Origin of the sequence: Streptomyces sp. DT224 (genome assembly GCF_049844595.1) — a bacterium.
Taxonomy (GTDB): domain Bacteria; phylum Actinomycetota; class Actinomycetes; order Streptomycetales; family Streptomycetaceae; genus Streptomyces.
This window is the reverse complement of sequence record NZ_JBNCLI010000009.1, coordinates 129,613-143,672: the sequence shown is the minus strand read 5'-3', so window position 1 is coordinate 143,672 and position 14,060 is coordinate 129,613. Positions and strand designations below refer to the sequence as shown.

The window sequence follows — 14,060 nt, the reverse complement described above, 5'->3', positions numbered from 1 at the left end:
CGGCCTGCCGGGTCCGCACGCGGTCCTGGTGGGCCCGACGTCCGAGGAGCGACCGGGACAAGGCGACGCTATGGGGGTAACGGACCGCCACGCCCGCGTACATTTATTGCGCATGTTGCGGATATTGCGGATACTGAGTCCCTCCGCCCATCAACGACGCCCACCCGCCACGAAAAACTTAGGGGCGCACCGTGACGAAGACAGACATCAGGCCCGTGAAGCTCCCACCCGAGAAGACCGCCGCGGCGAACCGGGCCCTCAGTCGCGTCCGCGGCTACCTCACCGAGCACCCCGACCTCGGGCAGATCGCCGTCAAGCCCCTCGATGACGACGAGCGCGAGCCGCTCACCCTGCCCCGTGAGGCCGTCGAGCTCCTCGCGGGTCTCCTCGCCCACCTGGGGGCCGGCCGAGGCGTGTCCATCGTCCCCAGTACCGCCGAGCTCACCACCCAGCAGGCGGCGGACCTCCTCAACGTCTCCCGGCCCTTCCTCATCGGCCTCCTGGAGGCCGGCGAAATCAAGTGCCGCATGGTCGGAACGCACCGCAGAATCACCGCTTCGTCGCTCCTGGAGTACAAGCAGGCCGACGACCGGCGCCGTCGCGAAGCGGCGGACGAGCTCTCTCAGCTCGGCCAGGAGACAGGACTGATGTAGTCGATGGCCTTCGTCGCCGTTTACGACGCCAATGTGCTCTACCCGAACATCCTCCGCGACGTGCTCATCCGCGTCGCGGGGGCCGGCCTCGTGCAGGCGAAGTGGACGGAGGCCATCCTCGACGAGACGTTTCGCAACGTGAGGGCCAACCGCCCGGACCTGGCCCCCGAAACCCTGGCCCGGACACGGCGGCTCATGAAAGCGGCCGTCCGGGACTGCCTCATCAAGGGGTACGAACCTCTCATCGACATACTGGAGCTGCCGGACAAGGACGACCGGCACGTCCTCGCTGCGGCGATCCGCGCCAAGGCCCAGGTGATCGTGACGTTCAACCTCAAAGACTTCCCCGCGGAAGCCTTGGCACCCTGGGATGTGGAGGCCGTCCACCCGGACGCGTTCCTCGAAGCGCAGATCGACCTGGCGCCTGAGATCGTGTACGGGGAGATCCAGCGCATTGCCGACAGCTGGAGGAATCCGCCGGGCACGATCGCCGACGTGATCGAACGCCTCGACAAGAACCGCCTTGTCGCGTCCGCCGCAGCCTTGAGGGCGCTCGTCTGATCTCGTGCGGCCGGTCCCCATCCTGCGGGCTAGATACACCTAGGCCGTCCTCGCGTCGAGGACCCGTACCGCCTCCCGGGGGTCGTCCACGGCGAACCGCACCTCGCGGACGTCCCGCGGCGGCTGCCCGGGCTTGGGCGCGACGGGGTACGGCTCGCGCAGGGTGACGCTGAGGGTGGTGGAGTCGCCGATGGGCATCGCGAGGACGCCGTCGTCGATCTGGACGGCCCTGCGGTAACCGCTGTGGCGGCTCACGCGGACGGACTCGACGAGGTCGAGGGGGACGGCGACCTGCACGAAGTGTGCGAAGCGGAGGACGAGCCGGCCGCCCCCGACCACGTGCGGCCGGACGGACAGGGCCGCGACGAACCCGATGAGCCAGAGCACGCCGTACGCGGAGAGGACGAGGAGGGCGATGCGCACGGGGGCCCAGGGCACGAGGAATTCGGCGAGCGCGATCTCCAGGGGTGCGAGGAAGACCATCACCCACATGATGGGCCTGATCTCGGCCCCGTACGCCAGGACCGCGCACCCGTCGGGCACGTCCGGCTTCCGCCGTACCCACCGCCACAGCGCCCGGAACAGCCCGAACTCCATCCCGACCACCTTGGCGAGGGGCCCGGGCAGCACGACCCTCAGGGCCCGGTCCAGCGCGTCCTGCCCGTCGGCACCCGCCCGCCGGGACGCGCTGTAGGCCCGGCCGGCGAGGACGACCTCGACGAGGACGACCCCGCCGAGCACCCCCTCGACGACGAGCCCCACGACAACGGCCTCACCGACCCCGAAGACCCCGCCCCAGACGAGTCCTACCTCCACCAGCACCACCACAGGTGCCAGCCATCGAACCGCCCCGCCCGGCTTTCCCCTCATGGCGACCCCCTCGCCCCCACCCTCGCGCAGAGGACCGCCACCGGTCGAGACGTCCTCTTCCGAGCGACCGGATCCAGCCGACGGCGGTCGTCAGCCCCGCAGCTCCGCCAGGTCCTCCTCGCTCAGCACGAGGTCCGCCGCCGCCATGTTCTCCTCCAGGTGCGTGAGGTCGCCCGTGCCGGGGATGGCGAGCATGACCGGGGACGAGGCCAGGAGGCGGGCGAGCTGGACCTGCGCGACCGTCGCGTCCAGGCGGGCCGCGACCTTCTCCAGGCGGCTCGTGTCCAGGGGGGCGTGTCCGCCGCCGAGCGGGAAGAACGGGACGTACGCGATCCCGGCGGCCTCGCACTCCGCGAGCAGGGCCAGGTCGTCCACGTACGGGTTCTGCACGCAGACCACCGGGGCGATGGCGCGGGCCTCCGCGAGCTGGGCGGCGTCGATGTTGCTGACGCCCAGGTGGCGGATCAGGCCCTCCTCGCGGAGGGCCGCCAGGACGGCGAACCGTTCGGCCACGGACTCGCCGCCGGGGCCGCCCATGCCGCCCACCCGGAGGTTGACGACGTCGAGCCGGTCGACGCCGAGGGCGCTCAGGTCCGCCTCGACCAGGGCGCGCAGCTGATCGGGCGTGGCCTCGCCGCTGGGCATGCCGTTCGGACCGGGCAGGGGGCCGACCTTGGTCGCGATGACCAGGTCGTCGGGGTAGGGGGCCAGCGCCTCCCGGATGAGGCGGTTGGCGCGGACGTCGCCCCGGGCGTAGAACGCGGCGGTGTCGATGTGGTTCGCGCCCAGCTCGACGGCCCGGCGGAGGACCGCGACACCGTTCTCCGGGGAGCGGGTGGGGCCGTCGAACGTGCCCGTGGCCAGGCGCATCGCGCCGAAGCCGAGACGGTTGACGGGGAGGTCGCCGCCGAGGGCGAAGGTGGTGGTCGTCATGGATTCATGCTCTCCGGCGCCCCGGAGACGGCCCAGCGCGTGGCAGGTTACTGCCAGACGTGCTGCCAGACTGACGGTATGCGGAACGAACAGATCTTTTCGGTCCACGGCGACGCGGAGCTGCTGACGCGCGCCGGACACCTCCTCGAATCCGCCCGCACCGAGTTCCTGTGCGCCGCCCGCACCCTGACGACCTGGCCCCGGCCGAAGACCTGGACGACCCCGGGCCCCGGCTTCACGACCCGGAAGCTGCTCACCCCGGCGGCCCTGACGGACGAGGCCACCCGCGACCACCTGCGCCTCGTACTGGGCGCGGGCGCCCAGGTCCGCATCACCGACGCGGAGCTCCCGCACGAGACGATCATCATCGACCGCCGGGTGATGATCCTGGCGGGCCGCGAGGCGCCCGCCGGCCGCGCGTACTCCGTGACGACCGCCCAGAACATGATCGACGGGGTGCACTCGCTGTTCGACGCGATGTGGGACCGGTCGGCGGACTACGACACCTACCTGGCCACGGACACCCCGCAGCTGACCCCGGAGTCCCGCCGCATCCTGGAGGCGCTGAGCACGGGCCGCACCGACGACTCGGCCGCCCGCCACCTCGGCCTCTCCCTCCGCACGTACCGCCGCCGCGTCGCCGACCTGATGGTCACCCTGCAGGCGGCGTCCCGCTTCCAGGCGGGGCTGCGGGCGGGGAGGCTGGGGCTGCCGGGGAGCGGGGGGCGGTGAACCCCGGGGCGCCCCCTCGCGCCGGAGCGCGGAGCGGGCGCCCGGGGCGTGGATCAGGAGAGGCAACCGCCGGACGCGGGGCCCAGGGAGGTGACCGTGTGCGGGATCTGGACCGTCTGGCCCGGGCGCACGGTGAAGTTGTACTCGGCGTCGACGCAGTACAGCACCGACGTGTCGTTCGAGATGGTGGTGACCTCGGTGGCCCGCAGGAAGGTGTACTCGTTCCCGTCGGCGACGTACACGTTCGGCTGGTAGATGTCGTTCGTGGTCATGCAGACGTACCCGTCGATGTGGCAGGGGGTGACGTCGGCCGCGGTCGCCGCGCCCGAGCCGAAGGCGGTGAGGCCGGCCAGGGTGGCGCCGACCAGAACTCCGCGCATGACGTTGTGTCGCAACATGAGGGTATTCCTTTGCAGTTGGGCGCGTAGGGGTGACCGCGCTCTCCGAACGTGGCCGGTCCACATGTGGGTTGGTGCGAACCGGCTGGCAACCGGACGCTAGGGAACGCCCGTTACAGGCGCGTTACTACGCCGTCGGCGTGCGCACGACGCAGAACTCGTTGCCGTCCTAACACCCCGTCCGGCCCGCGCCGCGCGCCCCCAGGCACGGCGCACGGAAGGTGCCACCCGGTTTCGGGCGCCCTCAGTCCAGCGTCACCCGCGCCGTCACCGGCAGGTGGTCGCTGCCCGTCGCCGGGAGTGTGCGGACCCGGCCCACCGTGGCCTCCCTCGCCATCACCTGGTCGATCCTGGCCAGCGGGAAGGACGCCGGGAAGCTGAACGCGAACCCGCGCTCCGAGACGTTGAGCCGGGAGGCCAGGGGGGCGATCCCCCGGTCGTCCACCGTGGCGTTGAGGTCGCCGAGCAGGATCACCGGGCCCGTCGTCTCCGCGTCCAGCGCCCGGCCGAGCAGCCGGGCGCTCTCGTCGCGGCGGGCGGTGCCGAGGCCGCCCGCGCCGAGCCGGAAGGACGGCAGGTGCGCCACGTACACCGCGACCTCGCCGTGCGGGGTGCGGGCCACCGTGCGCAGGCCCCGGCTCCACGGCTCCGCGACGGACTCCGGCTTGATGTCCACCGCCCGGGTGCCGGTCAGGGGGTGCCGGGACCAGATCCCGACCGTGCCCCGGACCTCGTGGAACGGGTACGCCCCCGCCAGCTCCTTCTCGTACGCCGGCAACGCCTCCGGGACCAGTTCCTCCAGCGCGACCAGGTCGGCGCCCCGGGCCGCCAGCGTACGGGCCGTGCCCGCCGGGTCCTCGTTCACGTCGCTGACGTTGTGCTGCACCACGACCAGGTCACGCGGGCCCGGGTCCGCCGCCGGAAGCAGCAGCCCGCCGCACGCGTACGCCCACGCCGCCACCGGCAGGACCACCGCCACCAGCCCGAGCGCGGACCGGCGCAGTACGGCCAGGGTCAGCAGGGGGACGACGGCCAGGCCGAGCCAGGGCAGGAACGATTCCAGCAGGCTGCCGAGGCGGCCGGGGGTGTTGGGGACGAGGCCGGGGGCGAGGAGCAGGAGCGCGGCCAGGGCGGCGAGGACGGCCAGGACCTTGCCGCGCCGCCACCGGTCCGGACGGCCCCGCACCCGGGCCCGCGACGAGACGACGGCCCTCCCCGCCGCGACCGCCACGCTGAGCATCCGCTTCGCCATGAGCTGCCGTCCGCCCCCTGCCCTCGCCCCTCACGACGGTATCCCCCGCGCGCCCGGTTCCCCGCCCCGCGGAGCACCGGCGTCCGGCCGGGTGACCGCCAGTGGGGGGACGCGGGCGCGTGCGTGCGGGTGGCACGCGGCCCCGCCGCCCGGGGCCGCCGGGCGCACGGGCTTACGTTCCCGGGCATGAAACGCACCGCTGCCTTCGCCGCGACGGCCTGCCTCCTGTGCCTGGCCGCCGCCACCGCCGCCACCGCCCCCGCCGCGGCCGACTACTCCGGCAACCCGCTGGCCGGGGACAACGGCTTCGGGATCCTGGTCCAGGACGACGCCGTCCTGGGCAGCACGGAGACCGAGGGGTCGGTGGCCATCGGCGGGAACCTCACCTACGGGCCGGGGTACAACGTCGCGCTGCACACCCCCGGCACGTTCACCGCGCCCGGCGACGACCACCCGACCGCCCTGCTCGTCGGCGGCAGAATCGATCACGCGGCCAGCTCCCCGCAGGGCGTGCTCCAGGTCCTCAACGACGGCTATGTGAAGGTCGGCGACCCGACCGGCTCCTCGGTCCTGGACGAGGACTCCAACGGCGCCGAGGTGAACACCCAGATCGTCGCCGAGGGGGCCGGGTACAACTCGACGCCCCGCGTGCAGCAAACGGTGCGCCAGCCGGTCGAGTCCGTCACCGACACCACGGGCCTGCCCGACCTCGACGCCCTCTTCGCGGACTTCCGCGACCGCTCGGACGCCATCGACACCTGCGAGACCAACGTCGTCCTGCGCGACGCCTCCGGCACCCCGCTGCCCGACCAGACGGACTTCCCCGCCGGGACGAGCGCCCACATCACCCTCACCGAGGGCGAGACGAACGTGCTCCGGCTCACCGGCGAGCAGCTGAACAACCTGTCCGAGATCACCTTCGACAACCAGCCGGACGCGGACACCCCGTTCGTGGTCGACGTCGACACGACCGGCACGGACGGCACGTACGTCTGGCACATCCCGAACCTCGCGGGCGTCTCCGGCGACCAGGCCCCGTACATGCTGTGGAACTTCCCCGACGCCACCGACATCACGATCGCCGACGGCGACTCGCTGGAGGGCACGATCTACGCGCCCCGCGCCCACCTCACGGACCTCGACGCCTCCAACATCGAGGGCTCGGTCGTCGTACGGGAGCTGACGGCCGGTCCGCTCAACGACGACGGCACAGCGGTGAACGCCGGCGAGATCCACGAGTTCCCGTTCGCCACCGACATCGACTGCGAGGGCGAGGGCCCGTCGCCGTCCCCCACGCCGAGCCCGACGGACTCCACCCCGACCCCCACCCCTTCCCCGACGGACTCGACACCGACGCCCACCCCGTCCCCCACGGACTCGACGCCCACACCGACACCCACGGACACCACCCCCGGCCCGCACCCGACGTACACCCACCCCGCGCCGCCCGACCACGGCGGCCACCACCGGCCGCCCGACCACGGCGGCCACCACCGGCCTCCGCACGGCGGCTGGCTCGCCGACACCGGCACGTCCTCCACCCTCTACGCGGTGGCCGGCGCCTTCACCCTGGCCACGGCCGGGATCCTCCTGATGGGCCGCAGGCGCAGGCCGAAGCACTGACGCGGCCTCACCGCCCCGGGAACCGCTCCCCGCACGCGCTGCAGAACACCGGCGCCGACTCCGGGGACATCCGCCCGCACTCCGGGCACACCCGGTCCAGCGCGCAGGGCGCCTCGCCGCCCTCCCGCGCGTACACCGTCGGCTTCAGCGACAGGCCGGGGCGGCGGCGGTGGACCGTGAGGTAGGCGAGACCGTCCGGGCCCGCCTGCAGGGAGCGGCGCGAGGTGCGGGGCAGCCAGGTCGCCGTCGTCGGGGTCAGGGCCAGCGGCTCCGCGCCGTCGCCCGGGGTCAGCCGGCCGCTGCCCGCCAGGACCACCAGGAGGACGTCGAGCACGTCCTCCTGGTGCTCCCCGACCTCCGCGCCCGGGGGCAGCCGCACGAGGTTCGCGTCCAGCTCCCTCCCCCGCCGGTCGAGCTGCCACAGGGCGCCCCGGTCGTCGGGGGATGCGGCGGCGAGCAGGTCGTCGAGCACGGCGAGTACCTCGGGAGTCGCGTTCACGCCGCCCAGGCTACGACCGCGTATGCCTAGGGTGTACGCCGCCGACCCAGGGAGACGCAGCGTCATGTCCGACGACAGGTACCCGCCGATCGAACCCCACGACCACGGCATGCTCGACGTCGGCGACGGCAACCACGTGTACTGGGAGGTCTGCGGCAACCCGGCCGGCAAGCCCGCCCTCGTCGTCCACGGCGGCCCCGGTTCCGGCTGCACCGAGGGGCCCCGGCGGTCCTTCGACCCGGAGCGCTACCGCGTCGTCCTCTTCGACCAGCGCAACTGCGGGCGCTCCGTCCCGCACGCGAGCGACCCGGCCGTCGACCTGCGGCACAACACCACGGACCACCTGATCGCCGACATGGAACGGCTCCGCGAACACCTCGGCGTCGACCGCTGGCTGCTGTTCGGGGGCTCCTGGGGGTCCACCCTGATCCTGGCGTACGCCCAGCGGCACCCGGAGCGGGTGAGCGAGATCGTGATCCCGGCGGTGACCACGACCCGCCGCTCCGAGATCGACTGGCTGTACCGGGGCGCCGGACTCTTCTACCCGGAGGCGTGGGACCGCTTCCGGGCCCACGTCCCGGAGGCCGCGAGCGACGCGACCCCGGACGTGCTCGCCGCGTACGCCCGGCGCACCGTGGACCCCGATCCGGCGGTACGGGCGGGCGCGACGGCCGAGTGGTGCGCCTGGGAGGACGCGGTGCTCTCGGGCGAGGCGCACGCGGGGCCTCCCCCGTACAGCGGGCGGCCGGGCCGGGCGCGGGAGGCGCTGGTGCGGATCTGCTCGCACTACTTCTCGCACGGCGCCTGGCTGGAGGAGGGGCAGCTGATCCGGGACGCGGGGCGGCTGGCCGGGATTCCCGGGGTGCTGCTGCACGGGCGGCGGGACATGGGCGGGCCTCTGGGCACGGCGTGGGAGCTGGCCAAGGCGTGGCCGGAGGCGGAGCTGACGGTGTTCGAGGACGCGGGGCACCTGGGCGGGGCCGCGATGAGGCGGGCGATCCTCGCGGCGCTGGACCGGTTCGCACGGCCGTAGGGGGCGCACGCTTGCTTCGAGCGCGCTCGAAGGAGTTGGCTGGGGACCCATGAAGTACACGCAGCTCGGACGCACCGGACTCAAGGTAAGCCGCCTCGTCCTGGGGACGATGAACTTCGGCCCCCAGACCAACGAGAGCGACAGTCACGACCTCATGGACGCCGCGCTGGACGCGGGCGTCAACTTCTTCGACACCGCGAACGTCTACGGCTGGGGCGAGAACAAGGGCCGCACCGAGGAGATCCTCGGCACCTGGTTCGCCAAGGGCGGCGACCGCCGCGACAAGGTCGTCCTCGCCACCAAGGTCTACGGGAACATGGGCCCCGACGGCGAGGCGTGGCCGAACCACGACAAGCTGTCGGCCGTCAACATCCGCCGGGCCGTCGACGCCAGCCTGAAGCGGCTCCAGACGGACCACATCGACCTGTACCAGTTCCACCACGTCGACCGGGACACCCCGATCGAGGAGATCTGGCAGGCCATCGACGTACTGATCCAGCAGGGCAAGATCCTGTACGCCGGTTCCTCGAACTTCTCCGGCTACAAGATCGCCCAGGCCAACGAGCGCGCCCGGCAGCGAGGCAGCTACGGCCTGGTCAGCGAGCAGTGCATCTACAACCTGATGGAGCGCGGCGCCGAGATGGAGGTCATCCCGGCCTCCCAGGAGTACGGCCTCGGCGTCATCCCGTGGTCGCCGCTGCACGGCGGCCTGCTCGGCGGCGCCCTCCGCAAGGAGCGCGAGGGCGGCGGCGCCCGCTCCACCTCCGGCCGCTCCGGTGACGCGCTGGCCGACCCGAAGGTGCGGGCGCAGGTGCAGGCGTACGAGGACCTGCTCGACAAGCACGGCCTGGAGCCCGGTGAGGTGGGCCTCGCCTGGCTGCTGACGCGGCCCGGGATCACCGGCCCGATCTCCGGCCCGCGCACGCGGGAGCAGCTCGACTCGGCGCTGCGCGCGGTGGAGCTGGAGCTGTCGGCGGAGGTGCTGGACGCGCTGGAGGAGATCTTCCCGGGCCCGGGTCCGTCGCCGGAGAACTTCGCCTGGTAGGAGCGCCCGTCAGCCGAGGGCGGCCGTCACGGCGACGACGGCGAACATCAGTACGAGCACGGCCGCCATGATGCGGTTTCTGGTCTTCGGGTCCACCCGACGAGCGTAACCGGCCCGGCCTGCGCGCATGCGACGCGGCCCCGCCCCGGAGAACCGGGAGCGGGGCCGCGTCGCATGCGTACGGACGTCGAAACCGCTACGCCGCCGTGGCCAGCTGCTCGCGCTGCACGAAGCGGACGTGCGGGCGTCCCGGGCGGAGGTCCACCTTGAGGCGCAGACCGCCGAGGCGGGCCAGGATCACACCGATGCCGACCGCCGCCGCGAGGGACAGCGCGCCGCCGACCACCATGCCGGTGCGGGGGCCGTACGCGTCACTGATCCAGCCGACGATCGGGGCGCCCACCGGCGTACCCCCGGCGAAGACCATCATGTACAGGCTCATCACCCGGCCGCGCATGGCCGGGTCGGACGCCATCTGGACGCTCGTGTTGGCGCTGATGTTGGTCGTCAGGCCGATCATGCCGATCGGCACCAGCAGGATCGCGAAGATCCAGACGTTCGGCGCGAGCGCCGCGACGATCTCCAGCAGGCCGAACGCCGTACCGGCGGCGACCAGCATCCGCAGCCGCGAGGAGCGGCGGCGGGCGGCGAGCAGGGCACCGGCCAGCGAGCCGGCGGCCATGAGGATGTTGAAGAACGAATACATCCCGGCGCCGCCGTGGAAGATCTCGTCCGCGAAGGCCGTCAGCCAGATCGGGAAGTTGAAACCGAAGGTGCCGACGAAGCCGACCAGGACGATCGGCCAGATCAGCTCGGGCCGCCCGGAGACGTAGCGCAGCCCCTCGCGGAGCTGCCCCTTGGCGCGCGGCACGACGAAGGACTTGTGGAGCTCACTCGTCCGCATCATCATCAGGCCGACGAGCGGGGCGAGGAACGACAGGCCGTTGAACATGAAGGCCCAGCCGCTGCCGACCGAGGTGATCAGCACACCCGCGACGGCGGGACCGATGAGCCGGGCCGACTGGAAGTTCGCCGAGTTCAGGCTGACCGCGTTGCGCAGCTGCGCGGGGCCGACCATCTCGGAGACGAACGCCTGCCGGGCCGGGTTGTCGACCACGGTGACCATGCCGAGCAGGAACGCGATCAGATAGACGTGCCACACCTGGACCACGCCGGAGAGCGTGAGGACGGCGAGCACGACACCGCAGGCGCCCAGGGCGGCCTGGCTGACGAGCAGGAGCTTGCGCTTCGGCAGCCGGTCGGCGATGACGCCGCCGTACAGGCCGAACAGCAGCATGGGGAGGAACTGGAGCGCCGTGGTGATACCCACGGCGGCGGCGGACCCGGTGAGGCTCAGGACGAGCCAGTCCTGCGTGATGCGGGACATCCAGGTACCGGTGTTGGAGATCACGGCGCCCGTGGCGAACAGGCGGTAGTTGCGGATCTTCAGCGACGAGAAGGTCCCGCCGGTCTTGCTCTCGTGGGTGGAAGTCGGTGCGGGGGCGGAGTCTGCTCCGGATCCCGTACTCAAAAGGGTTCGCCTCCTCGGCGTGGACATCTTGCTGGCTGACGGGGACGTGTCTCTCACAGGTGGGCGAGCTTCTCCAGCACGGGCGCCGCGTTGCGCAGCGTCTCCCACTCGTCCTCGTCCAGGCCCTCGGCGAGCGTGGTCAGCCAGGCGTTCCGTTTCTTGCGGCTCTCGGCGAGCATCGCCTCGGCCTGCTCGGTCTGGCTGACCATCTTCTGACGACGGTCATCGGGGTGCGGTTCCAGCCTGACCAGACCCTTCGATTCCAGCAACGCGACGATGCGGGTCATCGAAGGCGGCTGGACGTGTTCCCTGCGGGCCAGCTCACCCGGGGTGGCGGAACCACAACGGGCGAGCGTCCCGAGCACCGACATCTCGGTCGGGCTCAGCGACTCGTCGACGCGCTGATGCTTCAGGCGCCGTCCGAGCAGCATGACGGCGGAACGGAGGGAGCTCACGGCGGCGGCACTGTCGCTGTCGTGGATCAGGTCAGGCATGTTCGTTAGCGTAACTCATTACTTACTCTAAAGACCACTTGTGGTACACGCGCGAGAGCGAGATCACTCCGCCCGTCCGGATCGGCACGGGGTGTGAAAGGGGCAGGTTTACCAATCGATCACCCAAACGAGTGAGCCGACGGCCGAAATTCTCGCGCGGCGGGCCGGTGGGGCGTAACCCTGCTTGGCATGGGATCGACAGTGCTCAGCCTGCGCATAGACGGTGAGCTGCTCGACCGGCTCAAGCAGCACGCCGCAAAACGCGGAATGAGCGTCCAGGACTATGTGGTCCGGACGCTCATTCGCGACGACTTCGACGAGCGCTTCCAGGCGGCCGTCGACGAGACGGAGAAGTTCTACGGGCCGGAGAAGCTCTGCCCTGCGGACGGCGTGCCGGCCGAGGAGGTCAACTGACCACCGGAGCCGGCCCGCGGACCGCCCTTACGTGAGGCCGAGCGCCGGCATCATGTAGTAGAAGACGAAGACCGCCGACACCGCGTACATCGCCGCCGGCACCTCCCGGCCACGTCCGGTGGCCAGCCGCAGCACGCTGAACGCGATGAAGCCGATGCCGATGCCGTTGGTGATCGAGTAGGTGAACGGCATCATGACCATCGCGAGGAACGCCGGGATCGCGAGCGTGAAGTCGCTCCAGTCGATGTCCCGCACCGAGCCCGCGATGATCAGGAAGCCCACCGCCAGCAGGGCGGGGGTGGCCGCCTGCGACGGGACCATCGTCGCCAGCGGTGTGAGGAACAGCGCCACCGTGAACAGCAGCCCGGAGACGATGCTGGCCAGACCCGTGCGCGCGCCCTCGCCGACGCCCGCCGTGGACTCCACGAAGCAGGTCGAGGCGGAGGAGGAGGTGGCGCCACCGGCGGCGACCGCGACACCGTCCACGAAGAGCACCCGGTTGATGCCCGGGAAGTTGCCCTTGGCGTCCGTCAGCTTCGCCTCGTCGCCGACGCCGAGGATGGTGCCCATCGCGTCGAAGAAGCAGGACAGCAGCACGGTGAAGACGAACAGGATGCCGGTCAGGACGCCGACCTTGTGGAAGCCGCCGAACAGGCTGAAGTGACCCAGCAGACCGAAGTCCGGGGTGGCCACGGGATTGCCCGGCCACTCCGGCACGGTCAGCCCCCACGCCTCGCCCGGCAGGTCCGCGACCGCGTCGATGATCAGCGCGACGACGGTCATCGCCACGATGGAGATCAGGATCGCGCCCGGCACCTTGCGGACGATCAGGATCAGGGTGAGCAGCGCGCCCAGGACGAAGACCAGGACCGGCCAGCCGTTGAGGTGGCCGTCGGAGCCGAGCTGGAGCGGCACGGTGGTGTGCGCGGCGTCCGGGATGCGGGAGACGAAGCCCGAGTCGACCAGGCCGATGAGCAGGATGAACAGGCCGATACCGATCGCGATGCCCTTGCGCAGCGAGCCCGGTACGGCGTTCATCACGCGTTCCCGCAGCCCGGTCGCGACCAGCAGCATGACCACGATGCCCGCGAGGACCACCATGCCCATGGCGTCGGCCCAGCTCATCCGGGGGGCGAGCTGGAGGGCGACGACGGTGTTGACGCCGAGGCCCGCGGCCAGCGCGATGGGCACGTTGCCGATGACGCCCATGAGCAGCGTGGAGAACGCGGCGGCGAGCACGGTCGCGGTGACCAGCTGGCCGCCGTCGAGCTGGTGGCCGTACATGTCCTTCGCGCTGCCCAGGATGATCGGGTTCAGCACGATGATGTAGGCCATCGCGAAGAAGGTCGCGAATCCGCCACGGATCTCGCGGGCTACCGACGACCCCCGCTCGGAGATCTTGAAGAAGCCGTCGAGGCCGCCGGAGGACGGGGAGGGCGGAGGCGGCGTGGCGTCGACCTTAGCGGTGGCCGAGGGGGACATGTATGACCTCAGTCGGGTGCGTAGAGGGGTTCAAAAGTGGTCAGCTTTGGACTTTCACACGAATAATTCGAGCCAGCCGTAAGCAGATTCAGTATGAATACATAAGGCGAAGATCGCTATCTCCGCGCGTAGACCCTTGGGCCGACTGGCCCGACGGTCTTACATACGCGCCGCATACACTGACCGCATGGCGAAGTGGACACCCAAGCACGAGGCGCCGGAGCCCCTGGAGGGCCCGGTCGTCGCGACCATCACCGGCGGCACGATCCTCTGGTTCGTCCTCTTCCTCGTCCAGATCCCCTTCTACAGCTGGTACGACGACCACGGCCACCTGTGGTGGGTGTGGACCTGCCTGGCCGGGGCGGGCCTCGGCCTGATCGGCATCTGGTACGTACGGGGCCGGGACGCGGCCCTCAAGCGCGCGGCCGCCGCGGCGGCCGCCCAGGACGGCTGAGCCTCCGTACAACCACGGGACGATTCCCCTCCTCCCCCGGTACGGTCTTCGTCCGCTCCGGCGGGTGCCCATGACCATCCGCCCGT

The 14,060-nt window shown here is 71.5% G+C and carries 16 protein-coding genes; 8 read left to right on the top strand and 8 right to left on the bottom strand.

Going from position 1 to position 14,060, the window contains the following annotated elements; genetic code table 11:
• Positions 1-191: 191 nt before the first annotated feature.
• Both ACLQ2N_RS23195 and ACLQ2N_RS23190 read left to right on the top strand, forming a co-directional pair.
• Positions 192-653, top strand: a complete 462-nt coding sequence (locus ACLQ2N_RS23195) for a helix-turn-helix domain-containing protein (protein ID WP_425816016.1) — start codon at positions 192-194, stop codon at positions 651-653.
• A gap of 3 nt (positions 654-656) precedes the next feature.
• Positions 657-1,214, top strand: a complete 558-nt coding sequence (locus tag ACLQ2N_RS23190) for a PIN domain-containing protein (protein WP_425816014.1) — start codon at positions 657-659, stop codon at positions 1,212-1,214.
• Between the two features lie 39 nt (positions 1,215-1,253).
• On the opposite strand, the gene ACLQ2N_RS23185 is transcribed toward ACLQ2N_RS23190, so the two are convergent.
• Both ACLQ2N_RS23185 and ACLQ2N_RS23180 read right to left on the bottom strand, forming a co-directional pair.
• Complete coding sequence (locus ACLQ2N_RS23185) at positions 1,254-2,084, bottom strand: hypothetical protein (RefSeq protein ID WP_425816012.1); 831 nt, start codon at positions 2,082-2,084, stop codon at positions 1,254-1,256.
• 90 nt (positions 2,085-2,174) lie between these two features.
• A complete protein-coding gene (locus tag ACLQ2N_RS23180) occupies positions 2,175-3,017 on the bottom strand; it encodes an oxidoreductase (RefSeq protein WP_425816010.1) in 843 nt (280 codons plus the stop codon).
• Positions 3,018-3,095: 78 nt separating this feature from the next.
• Here ACLQ2N_RS23180 and ACLQ2N_RS23175 point away from each other — a divergent pair, with 78 nt between their 5' ends.
• Positions 3,096-3,749, top strand: a complete 654-nt coding sequence (locus ACLQ2N_RS23175; protein ID WP_425816008.1) for a DNA-binding response regulator — start codon at positions 3,096-3,098, stop codon at positions 3,747-3,749.
• Positions 3,750-3,802: 53 nt separating this feature from the next.
• Here the strand turns inward: ACLQ2N_RS23175 and ACLQ2N_RS23170 are convergent, their stop codons facing one another.
• On the bottom strand, positions 3,803-4,147 hold the full coding sequence (locus ACLQ2N_RS23170; protein WP_425816006.1) for a hypothetical protein: 345 nt from the start codon (positions 4,145-4,147) through the stop codon (positions 3,803-3,805).
• Between the two features lie 244 nt (positions 4,148-4,391).
• Positions 4,392-5,399 (bottom strand): endonuclease/exonuclease/phosphatase family protein, encoded by a 1,008-nt coding sequence (locus ACLQ2N_RS23165; RefSeq protein ID WP_425816004.1) that lies wholly within the window; start codon positions 5,397-5,399, stop codon positions 4,392-4,394.
• Positions 5,400-5,585: 186 nt separating this feature from the next.
• Here ACLQ2N_RS23165 and ACLQ2N_RS23160 point away from each other — a divergent pair, with 186 nt between their 5' ends.
• A complete protein-coding gene (locus ACLQ2N_RS23160) occupies positions 5,586-7,022 on the top strand; it encodes a collagen-binding domain-containing protein (protein ID WP_425816002.1) in 1,437 nt (478 codons plus the stop codon).
• A 7-nt stretch (positions 7,023-7,029) separates the two neighbouring features.
• Here ACLQ2N_RS23160 and ACLQ2N_RS23155 read toward each other — a convergent pair whose 3' ends face one another.
• Positions 7,030-7,521 (bottom strand): hypothetical protein, encoded by a 492-nt coding sequence (locus tag ACLQ2N_RS23155; protein WP_425816000.1) that lies wholly within the window; start codon positions 7,519-7,521, stop codon positions 7,030-7,032.
• A 64-nt stretch (positions 7,522-7,585) separates the two neighbouring features.
• On the opposite strand from ACLQ2N_RS23155, the gene pip reads away from it, so the two are divergent.
• Positions 7,586-8,554: a prolyl aminopeptidase gene (pip, locus tag ACLQ2N_RS23150; RefSeq protein WP_425815998.1), complete on the top strand. Its 969-nt coding sequence runs from the start codon at positions 7,586-7,588 to the stop codon at positions 8,552-8,554.
• 49 nt (positions 8,555-8,603) lie between these two features.
• Positions 8,604-9,599: an aldo/keto reductase gene (locus ACLQ2N_RS23145; protein ID WP_425815996.1), complete on the top strand. Its 996-nt coding sequence runs from the start codon at positions 8,604-8,606 to the stop codon at positions 9,597-9,599.
• Between the two features lie 196 nt (positions 9,600-9,795).
• Here the strand turns inward: ACLQ2N_RS23145 and ACLQ2N_RS23140 are convergent, their stop codons facing one another.
• The gene (locus ACLQ2N_RS23140; protein WP_425815994.1) at positions 9,796-11,130 is read right to left on the bottom strand and encodes an MFS transporter; all 1,335 of its coding nucleotides are present in this window, start codon (positions 11,128-11,130) and stop codon (positions 9,796-9,798) included.
• Positions 11,131-11,183: 53 nt separating this feature from the next.
• Positions 11,184-11,624 (bottom strand): MarR family winged helix-turn-helix transcriptional regulator, encoded by a 441-nt coding sequence (locus ACLQ2N_RS23135; protein ID WP_018519548.1) that lies wholly within the window; start codon positions 11,622-11,624, stop codon positions 11,184-11,186.
• Positions 11,625-11,813: 189 nt separating this feature from the next.
• On the opposite strand from ACLQ2N_RS23135, the gene ACLQ2N_RS23130 reads away from it, so the two are divergent.
• Positions 11,814-12,038 carry a hypothetical protein gene (locus tag ACLQ2N_RS23130; RefSeq protein ID WP_203600613.1) on the top strand — a complete coding sequence of 75 codons (225 nt, stop codon included), beginning with the start codon at positions 11,814-11,816 and terminating at the stop codon, positions 12,036-12,038.
• 27 nt (positions 12,039-12,065) lie between these two features.
• Here the strand turns inward: ACLQ2N_RS23130 and ACLQ2N_RS23125 are convergent, their stop codons facing one another.
• A complete protein-coding gene (locus ACLQ2N_RS23125; protein ID WP_425815992.1) occupies positions 12,066-13,520 on the bottom strand; it encodes an NCS2 family permease in 1,455 nt (484 codons plus the stop codon).
• Between the two features lie 187 nt (positions 13,521-13,707).
• Here ACLQ2N_RS23125 and ACLQ2N_RS23120 point away from each other — a divergent pair, with 187 nt between their 5' ends.
• Entirely contained in the window at positions 13,708-13,974 is a 267-nt protein-coding gene (locus tag ACLQ2N_RS23120) for a DUF2530 domain-containing protein (RefSeq protein ID WP_425815990.1), read from the top strand.
• Positions 13,975-14,060 lie beyond the last annotated feature (86 nt).

Bases quoted from the DNA above. Each gene is read 5' to 3' on its own strand.
- ACLQ2N_RS23180 (WP_425816010.1), bottom strand. From the start codon at position 3,017: ATGACGACCACCACCTTCGCCCTCGGCGGCGACCTCCCCGTCAACCGT.
- ACLQ2N_RS23130 (WP_203600613.1), top strand. From the start codon at position 11,814: ATGGGATCGACAGTGCTCAGCCTGCGCATAGACGGTGAGCTGCTCGAC.
- ACLQ2N_RS23160 (WP_425816002.1), top strand. From the start codon at position 5,586: ATGAAACGCACCGCTGCCTTCGCCGCGACGGCCTGCCTCCTGTGCCTG.
- ACLQ2N_RS23175 (WP_425816008.1), top strand. From the start codon at position 3,096: ATGCGGAACGAACAGATCTTTTCGGTCCACGGCGACGCGGAGCTGCTG.
- ACLQ2N_RS23170 (WP_425816006.1), bottom strand. From the start codon at position 4,147: ATGTTGCGACACAACGTCATGCGCGGAGTTCTGGTCGGCGCCACCCTG.
- ACLQ2N_RS23135 (WP_018519548.1), bottom strand. From the start codon at position 11,624: ATGCCTGACCTGATCCACGACAGCGACAGTGCCGCCGCCGTGAGCTCC.
- ACLQ2N_RS23185 (WP_425816012.1), bottom strand. From the start codon at position 2,084: ATGAGGGGAAAGCCGGGCGGGGCGGTTCGATGGCTGGCACCTGTGGTG.
- ACLQ2N_RS23120 (WP_425815990.1), top strand. From the start codon at position 13,708: ATGGCGAAGTGGACACCCAAGCACGAGGCGCCGGAGCCCCTGGAGGGC.
- ACLQ2N_RS23190 (WP_425816014.1), top strand. From the start codon at position 657: ATGGCCTTCGTCGCCGTTTACGACGCCAATGTGCTCTACCCGAACATC.
- ACLQ2N_RS23165 (WP_425816004.1), bottom strand. From the start codon at position 5,399: ATGGCGAAGCGGATGCTCAGCGTGGCGGTCGCGGCGGGGAGGGCCGTC.
- ACLQ2N_RS23145 (WP_425815996.1), top strand. From the start codon at position 8,604: ATGAAGTACACGCAGCTCGGACGCACCGGACTCAAGGTAAGCCGCCTC.
- pip (WP_425815998.1), top strand. From the start codon at position 7,586: ATGTCCGACGACAGGTACCCGCCGATCGAACCCCACGACCACGGCATG.
- ACLQ2N_RS23125 (WP_425815992.1), bottom strand. From the start codon at position 13,520: ATGTCCCCCTCGGCCACCGCTAAGGTCGACGCCACGCCGCCTCCGCCC.